The 13,257-nt window shown below is 69.7% G+C and carries 11 protein-coding genes; 8 read left to right on the top strand and 3 right to left on the bottom strand.

Going from position 1 to position 13,257, the window contains the following annotated elements; translation table 11 throughout:
* The first annotated feature begins 35 nt into the window (after positions 1 to 35).
* The 5 genes from FB559_RS03225 to FB559_RS03205 all read left to right on the top strand — a co-directional run bounded on the left by FB559_RS03225 (position 36) and on the right by FB559_RS03205 (position 5,468).
* The gene (locus FB559_RS03225) at positions 36 to 311 is read left to right on the top strand and encodes a 4a-hydroxytetrahydrobiopterin dehydratase (RefSeq protein WP_141953077.1); all 276 of its coding nucleotides are present in this window, start codon (positions 36 to 38) and stop codon (positions 309 to 311) included.
* A gap of 98 nt (positions 312 to 409) precedes the next feature.
* On the top strand, positions 410 to 1,672 hold the full coding sequence (locus FB559_RS03220) for an aspartate aminotransferase family protein (RefSeq protein ID WP_141953075.1): 1,263 nt from the start codon (positions 410 to 412) through the stop codon (positions 1,670 to 1,672).
* Entirely contained in the window at positions 1,669 to 3,159 is a 1,491-nt protein-coding gene (locus FB559_RS03215) for a CoA-acylating methylmalonate-semialdehyde dehydrogenase (RefSeq protein WP_141953072.1), read from the top strand. Before FB559_RS03220 ends, FB559_RS03215 begins: the two co-directional genes overlap by 4 nt.
* 525 nt (positions 3,160 to 3,684) lie before the next feature.
* A complete protein-coding gene (locus tag FB559_RS03210; RefSeq protein WP_246121325.1) occupies positions 3,685 to 3,999 on the top strand; it encodes a hypothetical protein in 315 nt (104 codons plus the stop codon).
* A gap of 293 nt (positions 4,000 to 4,292) precedes the next feature.
* Entirely contained in the window at positions 4,293 to 5,468 is a 1,176-nt protein-coding gene (locus FB559_RS03205; protein ID WP_141953070.1) for an ABC transporter substrate-binding protein, read from the top strand.
* Positions 5,469 to 6,177: 709 nt separating this feature from the next.
* On the opposite strand, the gene FB559_RS03195 is transcribed toward FB559_RS03205, so the two are convergent.
* Complete coding sequence (locus tag FB559_RS03195; protein ID WP_185792019.1) at positions 6,178 to 6,897, bottom strand: TetR/AcrR family transcriptional regulator; 720 nt, start codon at positions 6,895 to 6,897, stop codon at positions 6,178 to 6,180.
* Between the two features lie 108 nt (positions 6,898 to 7,005).
* On the opposite strand from FB559_RS03195, the gene FB559_RS03190 reads away from it, so the two are divergent.
* Positions 7,006 to 9,111, top strand: a complete 2,106-nt coding sequence (locus tag FB559_RS03190) for an MMPL family transporter (protein WP_141953064.1) — start codon at positions 7,006 to 7,008, stop codon at positions 9,109 to 9,111.
* Here the strand turns inward: FB559_RS03190 and FB559_RS03185 are convergent.
* Positions 9,108 to 9,620, bottom strand: a complete 513-nt coding sequence (locus FB559_RS03185) for a GNAT family N-acetyltransferase (protein WP_246121324.1) — start codon at positions 9,618 to 9,620, stop codon at positions 9,108 to 9,110. The genes FB559_RS03190 and FB559_RS03185 overlap by 4 nt on opposite strands.
* Before the next feature lie 43 nt (positions 9,621 to 9,663).
* Complete coding sequence (locus FB559_RS03180) at positions 9,664 to 10,659, bottom strand: trypsin-like serine peptidase (protein ID WP_141953062.1); 996 nt, start codon at positions 10,657 to 10,659, stop codon at positions 9,664 to 9,666.
* A 187-nt stretch (positions 10,660 to 10,846) separates the two neighbouring features.
* On the opposite strand from FB559_RS03180, the gene dxr reads away from it, so the two are divergent.
* Together dxr and FB559_RS03170 are read left to right on the top strand one after the other, a co-directional pair.
* A complete protein-coding gene (gene dxr / locus FB559_RS03175; RefSeq protein ID WP_221640358.1) occupies positions 10,847 to 12,034 on the top strand; it encodes a 1-deoxy-D-xylulose-5-phosphate reductoisomerase in 1,188 nt (395 codons plus the stop codon).
* Entirely contained in the window at positions 12,031 to 13,218 is a 1,188-nt protein-coding gene (locus FB559_RS03170; protein ID WP_141953060.1) for a M50 family metallopeptidase, read from the top strand. Before dxr ends, FB559_RS03170 begins: the two co-directional genes overlap by 4 nt.
* Positions 13,219 to 13,257 lie beyond the last annotated feature (39 nt).

Below are 13,257 nucleotides of genomic sequence, written 5' to 3'. Positions count from 1 at the left end.
TGATGGTATGAAACGAAGAGAAGGGGAGGCCAAAAATGGAGAAGCTGAATGAGGCCGAGGTCGAGCGGGAGCTGGCCGACACGCCCGGCTGGGAGCGCGCCGGCGACTCCATCGTGCGCACCGCGAAGTTCAAGGACTTCAAGGAGGCCATGGAGTTCGTCAACCGTGTCGCCGGTGTGGCGGAGGAGGCGAACCACCACCCGGACATCACGATCCAGTGGAACACCGTCACCCTGACCCAGAGCACTCATGTCGCGGGTGGCCTGACCGAGCACGACTTCCGGCTGGCTCGCCGGCTGAACGCACTGTGATCACGGCCTGCCGGGCGTGACAGGTTGCCACATGCGGGGCCAGAGTCCTGACACTGTGTCGCCTGCGCTCGGTACGGCAGGACAGGAAGACTCTAGACATGTCGGACTTGCTTGCACGCCATCGCGCGGTCATCCCGAACTGGGTGGCCCTCTACTACGACGAGCCCATCGAGATCGTCAGCGGCCGGGGCAGCCGGGTCACCGACGCCGAGGGCCGTACCTACCTCGACTTCTTCGCGGGAATCGTCACCAACACGCTGGGCTATGACATCGCCGAGGTGCGCGAGGCCGTGGAGCGCCAGCTCGCGACCGGAGTGGTGCACACCTCCACGCTGTACCTCCTGCGCGGGCAGGTCGAGCTGGCCGAGAAGATCGCCCGGCTGTCCGGCATCGAGGACGCCAAGGTGTTCTTCACCAACTCCGGCACCGAGGCCAACGAGACGGCGCTGCTGCTGGCGACGTACGCGCGCAAGAGCAACCAGGTGCTCGCGATGCGGCAGAGCTACCACGGCCGGTCCTTCGGCACCATCTCGATCACCGCGAACCGGTCCTGGAAGAACAGCGCCCTGTCGCCGCTCAGCGTGTACTTCCTGCACGGCGGCGACCAGCACCTCACGCAGTTCCGCGGGCTGTCGGACGAGGACTACATCAAGGTCTGTGCCGAGGACCTGCGGCACACCCTCGCCACCGTCACGGGCGGCGACGTGGCCGCGGTCATCGCCGAGCCGATCCAGGGCGTCGGCGGCTACACCTGCCCGCCGGACGGGCTGTACGCCGCGTACCAGGAGGTCCTGGCCGAGCAGGGCATCCTGTTCATCTCCGATGAGGTGCAGACCGGCTGGGGACGCACCGGGCAGAACTTCTGGGGCATCCAGAACCACGGTGTGACGCCGGACATGATGACCTTCGCCAAGGGGCTCGGCAACGGGTTCGCCATCGGCGGGGTCGTGGCCCGTGGCGAGCTGCTGGACGCGCTGCACGCGACCGGCCTGTCGACCTTCGGCGGCAACCCGATCTCGACCGCGGCGGCGAACGCCACGCTCGACTACATCCTCGACCACGACCTGCAGGCCAACGCCGCCAAGGTGGGGGGACGGATCATAGACGGGCTGAAGGCCGCCGGCGACCGCCTGGACATCGTCACCGACGTACGCGGCAAGGGCCTGATGTTCGCGATCGAGCTGACCGAGCCCGAGCTCGCCGCCCGCATGCTGGAGGCGACGAAGGCACGTGGTCTGCTCATCGGCAAGGGCGGCCTGTACGGCAACACCCTGCGGATGGCGCCACCCCTCACGCTGACCGAGGACGAGGGCGAAGAGGGTCTGGGCATCCTGATCGACGCGCTGGAAGAGATCGCATGAAGCGGATAACCCACTGGATCGGCGGCAAGCCCTGGACCGGTACCGCCGAGCGTCAGGGCGACGTGTACGACCCGGCGACGGGCGAGCTGAGCGGGCACGTCGACTTCGCCACCACCGATGACGTGGGCACGGCCGTCGCCACCGCCAAGGCGGCGTTCCCCGGATGGCGGGACACGTCCCTGGCCAAGCGCGCGAACGTCCTGTTCGCCTTCCGCGAGCTGGTGCGGAGCAACGCCGGCGAGCTGGCGGCGCTGATCAGCTCCGAACACGGGAAGGTCCGGTCCGACGCGGCCGGCGAGGTGGCGCGCGGACTGGAGGTGGTGGAGTTCGCGTGCGGGATCCCGCACCTGCTCAAGGGCGGTTTCTCCGAGAACGTCTCGACGCGCGTGGACTCCTACTCCATCCGGCAGCCGCTGGGCGTCGTCGCGGGGATCACGCCCTTCAACTTCCCGGCGATGGTGCCGATGTGGATGTTCCCGGTGGCGATCGCGGCCGGCAACACCTTCGTGCTGAAGCCGTCGGAGAAGGACCCCTCGACCTCGGTACGGCTCGCCGAGCTGTGGCAGGAGGCGGGCCTGCCCGAAGGCGTCTTCAACGTCGTGCACGGCGACAAGGTCAGCGTGGACGCCCTGCTGTCCCATCCGGACGTACGCGCGGTGAGCTTCGTCGGCTCGACGCCGATCGCGCGCTACGTCTATGAGACCGGCACCGCGCACGGCAAGCGGGTGCAGGCGCTCGGCGGGGCCAAGAACCACATGCTCGTGCTCCCCGACGCCGACCTCGACCTGGCCGCCGACGCCGCCGTCTCGGCCGGGTTCGGCTCGGCCGGCGAGCGCTGCATGGCGATCTCGGTCGTGGTGGCCGTCGACCCGGTGGGCGACGAGCTGGTCGACAAGATCAAGGAACGCGTCGCCGGGCTGACCGTCGGGCCGGGCACGGAGGCGGCCTCGGAGATGGGGCCGCTCGTCACGCGCCAGCACCGCGACAAGGTCGAGTCCTATCTGGACGGCGGGGTCGCCCAGGGCGCCACGCTCGCCGTCGACGGGCGGTCGCACCCGGTGCCGTCAGGGGACGGCTTCTGGCTCGGGCCCACCGTGCTCGACCACGTCACCTCCGAGATGGACTGCTACCGGGACGAGATCTTCGGGCCCGTGCTCTCGGTCGTACGCGCGTCCTCCTACGACGCGGGCATGGAGCTCATCGCCGGCAACCCGTACGGGAACGGCACCGCGATCTTCACCAATGACGGCGGTGCCGCGCGCCGGTTCCAGAATGAGGTTGAGGTCGGCATGATCGGGGTGAATGTGCCGATCCCGGTGCCGATGGCGTACTACTCCTTCGGCGGCTGGAAGTCCTCACTGTTCGGCGACACCCACGTGCACGGCAGCGAGGGCGTCCACTTCTACACCCGCGGCAAGGTCGTCACCGCCCGCTGGCTGGGGCCCGAGCACGGCGGGGTCAACCTGGGCTTCCCCACCAACGCCTGAGCCGAGCCGCGTCGTGGCCGCATCCCGTCCGATGGGGGTGCGGCCACGATCATGATAAAGGGACGCGCCCTTTCCGGCATTTTGCGCACAGACGCTTTGTGCGCCGATTTCGCGGGCCGGAAAAAAGGGCCGGTCCGCATTTCGCGTCGTACGCTGCGGGTTTTCCGGACCGGGCGAAACGGCCCTACGGCGATGTGTCGGAGAAGCAGGTGCTCCGGAGGCTGGTCTCCGGCGGCGGAGTAGGTCACCATGTGCTGAGGGGGACCGCTCAACAGGTCCAAGGCGGGTTGCCGCGGTGGTGGCACCGCCGTAAACGGGGTCCTGTGGACGGCGGGGAAGATCATTGACTCCGCCATGCCGGCCCGGCGTTGAACAGCGCTTTTGCGCTGTCTATCTCCGTTGACAGGGCAAACTACAAATAATAGCTACGGCTCTTGACCTCCTCTGTGGCATACGACACACTTCGAATGTCGACATTTGCTCAACGCAAAAATAAGACGTTCCCCGGTTGTCAGGGAGCCCCTCATGCCTGCCGACGAATCGCTCGACCAGCAGCCGGTTTCAGTGTTGGCCATGCTGGCGGCGCGTTACCCGTACTGGACGATCTGGTTCGGGCAGGCGACCCGCCATTGGTGGGCGCTCCCTCCACTCGGTGGAGATGCCGACCGCTTCCTAGAAGCGCCGAACGTGAAGGAGCTCGTCGAGTCGATCGAGGTCATCCAGGCTCGTCGCCGTATGTCGCCTCCGCCCCCACAGCCCGGCGGCATCCTCTTCGGCGAGGCCGAGACGTCACGGGCACGCCGGGTTCCGGCGGCCGCGTGGCCCGGTAGCCGGCGATGACCGTTCAGCCGACCCTCACCTCCCGCGGCCGCGTCAGGCGGCCGCCCGAAAGCCGCGGTCTCGGGCGGGCATTTTACAGTCGCGCCGCCTCCCCCTCCAACACCTCCGTGACAGGCGTGACTGCAGAGGGGCGCCCTCCCGAGGCCGCATAACGTCCGGACAACCGCGTAGCCCCCGGCGCGGTTGTCCGGACTTCTTCCGTTCCCCGGCGTCAAACCCGGTCCCCGTACGCATCCGCTCACGTACGTCGTTACGCTCGCCGCAGAGGTTCTTCACGATGGAACGGGAGCGGTATGAGGCGTTCGCGGATGCTCGCGGCGGCCGTGATGGCCACCGCACTCGGTCTCGCGGGCTGCAGCGGGGGCGGCGGCGATCACCAGACCACAGAGGTGCGGGCGGCCCAGACCATGGGGCAGGGCGAGGGCTCCGTGTCCCTGGTGAGCTGGAACGGCTACCTCGAGGACGGCGCCAACGACCCGCGAGTCGACTGGATCACCCCGTTCGAGAAGAAGACCAAGTGCAAGGTCAACATCAAGTACGCGGCGAACCCGCAGGAGATGCTGGCCCTGATGTCCAAGCCGAACCTCCACTACGACGGGGTCGCCGCGACCCCGGAGATCGCCGGCAAGCTCATTACCGACAAACAGGTCGTGCCGGTCAACCCGGACCTCGTCGACTCCTACAAGGAGCTCGAGCCCGCCCTCCGCTCGCAGCTCACGGTGAAGGGCAAGCACTACGCCGTGCCGTTCACCTGGGGTGCGAACCTCCTCATGTACGACCAGCGGACCGTACGCCCGCAGCCGGACAGCTGGGCGGCGCTGTTCGACCCGGCGCAGGCCAAGAGGTACTCGGGGCACCTGGTCGTACGGGACAGCCCGCTGACGCTGGGCGACGTCGCGCTCTACCTGCGGGCGCACAACCGGAAGCTGCACATCAAGGACCCCTTCGCGCTGACGCCCAAGCAGCTCTCCGCCGCGGCGAACGTGATCGCCAAGCAGCACCCGATGGTGAAGACGTACTGGCTCAACCCGTCGGACGCGATCGCCGCGTTCGCGACGGGGGAGGCCTCGCTGGGCGAGGTCTGGCCGTACCAGGTCGACGTGCTCAGCCGCAGCGGCCGGCCCGTCGCCGGGGTGACGCCGCGCGAGGGCGTGACCGGCTGGATGGACTCCTGGATGATCGGCGCCCGTGCCGACCATCCGAACTGCATGTACCAGTGGCTCAACTGGGCGAGCTCGCCGGAGGTACAGCAGCAGGTGGCCCAGTGGGACGGCGTGGCCCCGGCCAACCCGGAGGCGTGCGCGCCCGACCGGCTGCGCCCGCAGTTCTGCAGCGCCTACCACGTCGGTGACCGTGCCTATCTGAGCAAGGTGCTGTTCGCCCGGATGCCGGCCGCGAGCTGCGCCAAGGACAAGGGCTGCGCCGACTACGCGGACTGGAACCGCGCCTGGCAGGACGCCCGCGGCTGAGGCCGCCCCGGCCATCGGCCAGGATGCCCGCCGCTGCCCGCCCGTGGCCGAGGCCGTCCCGATCGTCGCCGTGTGACGTCGCGGGTCCTCGGCGCTGCGGGCGCGGCCGGCGGTGGTCGGATCCGGTCGGCGTGGGAGCCGCGACCGGCCGGAGGTGAAGTGAAGAGACGCGCGCCCGGCCGCCCCCGCCGGGCGCGCGTCTCTCGTGAGCGTCCTGGGCTCCCCCCGGACTCAGGACGCTCTTCCAATTAGGCTCTGGTCAAACTCTGTGCTCGCCTGCGGGGCTCCTTGCCCTTGGCGGCTCGTCTGCGGACCGGCTGCGGAATGATCCGCAGCGCGGGCACGCAGTCATCGCATGCGAATACCCGGGAATCGTCTGGCAGCCGTCCCACGTGAGCCCTTGGTCGCGGCCACTTCTTGTGGCACACGACGCAGGCCTCTCCGTAGCGCTGCGCGGCGGTCAGACCGTCCGGGTCGAATGTCGGACCGGAACGGGCCATGAAGTTTCCCCCTGCTTCCTCGGCTCCGCTTCGGCCTCCAGTTCTATCGCCGTGAAGGTGTGCAATCAGTCGCCGCAACTGCAAACCACGGCAAAACTGTGCCGACCGTGGATTACCACGCGCCCCGACCACCTGATGTAATCCGAATCCGGGAAATGGCGGACGAATGCGATGGTTCGGGCTGTGTAATCCCCGCAAATCCGGACCCGTCAGGCAGGGGCGATCTTCTTCAGGCCGAGCATCTTGCCGAGGTCGGCCAGCTCGGACTCGAAGAACGGATCGGCGTCCTCCATCAGATAGTGCACGTGTCCGAAAATCTCCATCGTGACCAGGCCGTACAACCGGACCCATGCCGCGGCGTACAACCGGATGACGCCGATCGGCATGCCGGCCACCTCGGGGCCGCACCCGGCCGAGAACACCTCGAGCTGACGGCGCAGCGCGGGGTTGATCTCCTCATCGGACGGAATGGGGAAGGGCGCCCGCTGCCAGAGCTCGGCGAACAGCGCGAAGAAGATGCCGCCCAGCCGTCCTCCCGCCTCCCGGATCCCGCCCTCCTCCGGCGCGCTGAAGCCCGGCGCGGGCGCGCCGTAGATCATCGTGAACTCCGGCCTGTGGTCCAGGGCCCACGAGCGGAAGGCGCGGGTCACGGCGACGAGACGGCCGCCCACGTCATCGGCGGGCAGCGCGTCGCGCGCGGCCTCCATCGCGTCACTCAGCTCGTGTGTGTACGTCTCGATCATCGCCGCGAGGAGGTCTTCGAGGCTCGCGTAGTAGCGGTACAGCGCCGGGGCGGTCATGCCGATGTCACGCGCGATGCCGCGCAGGGAGATACCGGCGGGGCCGTGAGCTCGGAGGTGTTCGCGCGCCACCTCCTTGATCTCGAGCAGCGTGGCGTCGCGCAGGCGTTCCCGGCGGGTGGTCGGCACGGCTCTCCCTTGACGGTGGTAAACGGCGTGTGCTTCAGTGAACACCGTTAACGGTAAACGGCGTTCACTGAAGTTATCGCTAGTAACAGGTTACTCGGGAGCAGAGACATGTTCGAATCTCTAGGCCGCCTCGTCCACCAGCGGCGACGATGGGTCCTCGCTGGAGCCCTCGTGCTCATCGCCATCGCCTCCGTGTGGGGTACCCAGGTGTTCGGCGCGCTCAAGGGCGGCGGCTTCGACGACCCGGGCTCCGGATCGTCCCACGCCGCAAAGATCATCAACGACCGTGTCGGCCCCTCCGACGGCGAACTCGTCGTGCTGTACGAGAGCCGGTCCATGACCGTCGACGACCCGGCCTTCCGTACCGCGGTCACCGGGACACTGGCCAAGCTTCCGACGAGCGACGTGCCGCACGTCACCACCTACTGGGACACGCGCTCGCCGGCCCTGGTCTCGCGCGACCGCCACGCGACGTACGCGGCGATCCGGCTGACCGGCGCCGACCTGCAGGCGCGTCTGGCCACCTACAAGCGCGTCCGCGACGACCTGGCGGCGCCCGGCCTGAGAACCCTGCGCGGCGGGACGATCGGCGTCAACAGCGACCTGAACCGGCAGACCTCCGCAGGCCTGGCACGCGCGGAGATGATCTCCACGCCGATCCTGCTGGTGCTGCTCGTCGTGATCTTCGGCAGCCTGGTGTCCGCGCTGCTGCCGCTGGCCATCGGCGGCGTGGCGATCCTCGGCGCGTTCACCGCTCTGCGGCTGCTCACCCTCACCACCGACGTGTCCACGTTCGCGATCAACGTGGTGACGATGCTCGGGCTCGGCCTGGCCATCGACTACGCGCTGTTCATCGTGACCCGCTACCGCGAGGAACTGCGGCGTACCGACTCCGAACAGGAGGCGCTGGCCCGGACCATGGCCACCGCGGGCCGCACGGTCGCGTTCTCCGGCATCACGGTCGCCATCGCGCTCGGCGGGCTGCTGTTCTTCCCGCAGATGTTCCTGCGGTCGATGGGCCTCGGCGGGATGGCGGTCGTGCTCGTCGACATGCTGGCCGCGCTCACCGTGCTGCCGGCGCTGCTGGCACTGCTCGGGCGGCGCGTCGACGCGCTCCGTCTCGTGCGGCGGCGTACCGGTGAGCGGACCGGCAGGGGCGCCTGGTACCGGCTCGCCCGCAGCGTCATGCGCCGGCCCGTGCTCTACGCCGTCGGCTCGATCGCGGTCCTCCTCGCGCTCGGCGCGCCGTTCCTGGGCATCCGGTTCGGCGGCGTCGACGTACGCGCACTGCCGCCCGGCGCCGAGGCACGTACCGTCTCGACCACCCTCGACCGCGACTTCGCCCACAGCTCGCTCTCACCGATCGACGTCGTCCTCACCGGCGGCGTCTCGGGCCCTGACCTGCAGGGCTACACCGGCAGGCTGCGCGGTCTGCCGGGGGTGTCCGCGGTCGACATCGCGGGAACGGGCGGCGGCGCGACCCACGTCGCGGTACGCACGCCGGCCGACCCGCAGTCATCGGAGGCCCGCGACCTGGTGAAACGGATCCGGGCACTGCCCGCGCCGGGACAGGTGTACGTCGGCGGGCAGACCGCGGAGCTCACCGACCTGCTGAGCAGCCTCTCCCGCGTACTCCCGTGGACGGCGCTGTTCGTGGCGGTGGTGACGTTCGCCCTGCTGTTCGCGGCGCTCGGCTCGGTCGTGCTTCCGCTCAAGGCACTGGTCATGAACGGGCTGTCGCTCAGTGCGGCGTTCGGCGTCATGGTGTGGGTGTTCCAGGACGGCCATCTCTCGGGCCTGCTCGGCTTCACCTCGACGGGGACGGTCGAGGCGTCACAGCCGGTGCTCATTCTCGCCGTGGCGTTCGGGCTGTCGATGGACTATGAGTTGTTCCTGCTCAGCCGGATCCGGGAGGAGTGGGACCGCACCGGGGACAACACCGCGGCGGTCGCCGTCGGGCTGCAGCGCACCGGCGCCATCATCACGAACGCCGCCCTGCTCCTGGCCGTCGTGATCGGCGCCTTCACCACGTCGGGCATCTCGTTCATCAAGCTCATCGGCGTCGGCCTCCTGACCGCGGTGGTGATCGACGCCACCGTCGTACGCGCGCTGCTGGTACCGGCCACGATCCGGCTGCTGGGCCGCGCCAACTGGTGGCTGCCGAGCCCCCTGCGGCGACTGCACGCCCGCCTCGCGCTGAGCGAGGCCGGCTAGGTCCGGGGCAGGGACCGGGGGCCGGTCGTCCGGCCCCCGGTCACCGGGACGAGCAGAGACTTTTCGAAACAGACGCTGCGGGCGGGATGCCGCCCGAACGGCGCGATCCGGACGTAGCCGCTGGAGGCGTACAGCCCGGCGACGCGAAGGTCGCCCGCCTCGAGCCGGGCGACCGTGAACCCCCGGCGCCGGGCGAGGTCCTCCACACCGGCCAGCAACAGCCGTGAGATGCCCAGCCCGCGGTATTCGGGCCGCACATAAAGGCGCTCGACCTCGGCGGTGTCGTCCCCGAGCCGCCGCAGCCCGGCGCATCCGACCGGACCGGATGCCGACCGCGCGACCAGGAAGACCATCCCGGCGTCGGTGGCGACAGGCGGATACGCCGCCCTGGACCGCCCGGCCGCCGCGGTGCCCGGCTCCCCGGTCGGCGGCGGCCCGGCGTGGAGACGGCTCACGATCGGGTCGTCGAACGAGGCCACGACGAGTTCGACGGGCGGGCTGGTCTTCATGCGCGACAACCTTAAGGACCGGCTGTTACGCGCGTGTGTATTTTCACGCCCCCTGGGCCCTGGCGTACATGCGGCGTACGGCATTCCCGAAATAAGGGCCGTACATCGTGGCGGGGTCGTCGGCGTACTTGAAGCTGCTCACCGAGGTGACCACGCCGGTCCCCGTGCCGGCGTCGAACCGGGTCAGCCACGGGCCGCCGCTGGAGCCCTCCGTCATGTCGCAGCGCAGGCCCTCGTCGTGAGTGATCTTGTGGGAGTCGGGATAGGTCTTGCCGCTGCAGTACGTCAGGTGCTCGCCGTCGTAGCGGCCTCCGGCGGGGTAGCCGAAGCCGTACACGAGTGAGCCGCGCGGCTGGTCGAAGGCGATGCCCTGGGCACCGACCACGTCGGTGACATGCCGTCCGCCGGTCGTGGCGAGCACCACCAGGGCGACGTCGTAGTTCTCGTCGCCCCGCGCCGACCACCGGCCCGGCACGAACAGGTGCCTCGCCGCGAACGCGCCGTACGGACGGCGGCCCTGGTCGTACCCCGGTACGTAGATCCAGTTGCGGGCCCACGTGCCGGTGGCGTCCTGTGCGCAGTGGCCGGCGGTCACGACCAGGTCGTGGTTGGCGCTGGCGACCGTGCCCGCGGAACACACGTAGTCGGCGCCGTTGATGGTGAAGAAGACCTTGCCGGTGGTGGCGCGTACGGCGCCGCGTGAGGTCCATGGCGCGCCGGGGGTCTCCACACCGCGGCGGCTGGACTGGGGGGCGGGCGCGCTGCCCGGGATCATGACCGGTGCGCCGGTGTCCTGGCCGGCGTCGTCGGGGCCGGACATGCCGGTCATCGGGTTCGAGCGCTGACGCCGTGGGGGGATCAGCGCGCGGCGCATGCGCTCCGCGGTCCAGTAGCGGAGGGTCGTGGAGGGGCCGGACGCGATGACGTGATCGGTCACCGCGGTCACACCGGGCGCGGGGTGGTTCGTCGCCGGGCCGAGGGCGCCGAGGACGGCGCCGATGGCGGGGGTGACGAGGGCGATGGGGGCACTCTTGAACATGAGCCAAAAGTGTGCAGCACGTTGGGTGATCGTATGCTCACTTTAGGTAAAACGGTGCTCGTGATCAGGTGTTGTGTGCTTTGACGTCGCGGCGTCCGCCGCCCGCGGCGAGAATGGAGAGGTGATTCCCGACGAGAAACCCGCACTGACCGATCCGGCGCAGCGGACGGCCGGTACGAGAGACATCGTGATCCTCGGTTCGACCGGCTCCATCGGCACGCAGGCCATCGACGTGATCCGGCGCAACCCCGGCCGGTTCCGCGTGGCCGGGCTGGCCGCCGGCGGGGGGCGGGTCGACCTGCTCGCGGCGCAGGTTCTGGACCTGCGTCCCGACGTGGTCGCCGTGGCCAAGGGCTCGGCCGCCGAGGACCTCCAGCTCGCCCTCTACGCGGAGGCGCAGCAGCGCGGCTACTCCAGCGGCGGCTACCGCCTGCCCAAGCTCCTCGCCGGGCCGGGCACGATCGCCGAGGTGGCCGCCTGGCCGTGCGACGTCGTGCTCAACGCCGTCGACGGCGCGGCCGGCCTGGCCTCGACCCTGGCCGCCCTCGACGCCGGCCGCACGCTCGCGCTGGCCAACAAGGAGTCCTTGATAATCGGCGGCCCGCTCGTCAAGCGGCGCGCCAAGCCGGGTCAGATCATCCCCGTCGACTCCGAGCACTCCGCGCTGGCCCAGTGCCTGCGCGGGGGGACACGCGGCGAGCTGCGCCGGCTGGTCGTGACCGCCAGCGGCGGGCCGTTCCGTGGCCGTACGCGCGCGGAGCTGGAGGACGTCACCCCGGAGCAGGCGCTCGCCCACCCGACCTGGTCGATGGGGCCGCTCGTCACGATCAACTCCGCCACGCTGGTCAACAAGGGCCTGGAGGTGATCGAGGCGCACCTGCTGTACGACGTGCCCTTCGACCGCATCGAGGTCATGGTGCATCCGCAGTCCGCGGTGCACTCGATGGTGGAGTTCACCGACGGTGCGACGATCGCCCAGGCCAGCCCGCCCGACATGCGCCTGCCGATCGGGCTGGCGCTCGGCTGGCCGGACCGGGTGCCGGACGTGGCACCGGGCATCGACTGGACGCGGTCGCACACCTGGGAGTTCTTTCCGCTCGACGACGACGCCTTCCCCGCCGTACGCCTCGCGCGCGAGGTCGGCGCGGCCGGCGGCACGGCCCCGGCGGTCTACAACGGGGCGAATGAGGAGTGTGTCGGCGCCTTCCTCAAGGGAACCGTCGCATTTCCGGCGATTGTCGACACCGTTGCGCGGGTAGTGTCGGAGCACATGAGCGGTTCCGACTCACCGGCGCCGGACGGGCTGACACTCGATGACGTGCTGGCCGCCGACGCGTGGGCGCGAACCCGGGCACGGGAGCTGACGTCTGGTTGACCCACTTCTACGGCCTTCTCGGCGTGGCCGCCTTCGTACTGGCGCTCCTGCTCACCGTCGTGCTGCACGAGGCCGGGCACCTGCTCACCGCGAAACGCTTCGGCATGAAGGCGTCGCAGTTCTTCGCGGGGTTCGGCGCCACGCTGTGGTCCCGACGGCGGGGTGAGACCGAGTACGGCATCAAGGCCATCCCGCTCGGCGGCTTCGTGAAGATCGTCGGTTACACGCCGCTGGAGAAGGTCGACCCGGCGGACGAGCCGCGCGCCTTCTACCGGCAGCCCGCAGCGCGTCGTGCGGTGGTCATCGGCGCCGGGGTGGTCGTGAACATCCTCCTGGCGTTCGTCCTGCTCCTCGTGCTGGCGATGGGAGTGGGCATCCCGTCGGACAATGCCGCCAGCACCGTCGTACGCCGGGTGTCCCCGTGCGTGTCGGCCGCCGACGTCTGCACCCCGCGCGACCCGGAGTCGCCCTCGAAGAAGGCGGGACTGCGGGCCCGCGACAGGATCATCTCGTTCGGCGGCCGTACGGTGCGCGACTGGAACCAGCTGTCCGCGGCGATCCGGGCCACCAAGCCGGGCAGCACGGTGGTGGTCGTGGTGGAGCGCGGCGGCTCGAGGCTCACGCTGCCGGCCACGGTCGCCGACCTCGGTGGCAGCGGCTACTTCGGGCTCGAACCGGCCGCACGTACGCACCGGCTCGGCCCGATCGCCGCGGTCACCTTCGCGGGGCGGTTCATGGGCGACATGACCGTCTCGATCGGCGGGGTCGTCGTGGACATCCCGCACGCGATCCCCAAGCTGTTCGGCCACGAGCGGGCGAGCACGCCCGGTGGTCAGGCCGGCAGCATCGTCGGCGGCGCGGAGGCCTCCGGGCAGGTGTTCTCCTCCAGCGACACGTGGCGTGACAAGTTCACGACGTTCATCCTGCTCATCGTCTCGCTCAACCTGTTCGTCGGCCTGCTCAACCTGGTGCCGCTGCTGCCGCTGGACGGCGGTCATCTCGCGGTGCTCTGCTACGAGCGGATCAAGGCCCTGGTCTTCCGTAGCCGCGGACGGCCCGATCCGGGGCCGGTCGATATGACCAAACTCATGCCGCTGACGTACGTGGCGGTGACGTTGCTCGTCGGACTGGGTGTACTGCTGATTCTCGCGGACGTCATCAATCCACTCAAAGTGCCGCAATAGACCCTGAGCGTGCGGATCACTCCTCAGGGTGCCTAGGCT

It is taken from the genome of Actinoallomurus bryophytorum (assembly GCF_006716425.1).
Classification (GTDB): domain Bacteria; phylum Actinomycetota; class Actinomycetes; order Streptosporangiales; family Streptosporangiaceae; genus Actinoallomurus; species Actinoallomurus bryophytorum.
The sequence above is the reverse complement of the archived record's forward strand: the minus strand, read 5'-3'. Positions and strand labels throughout refer to the sequence as shown.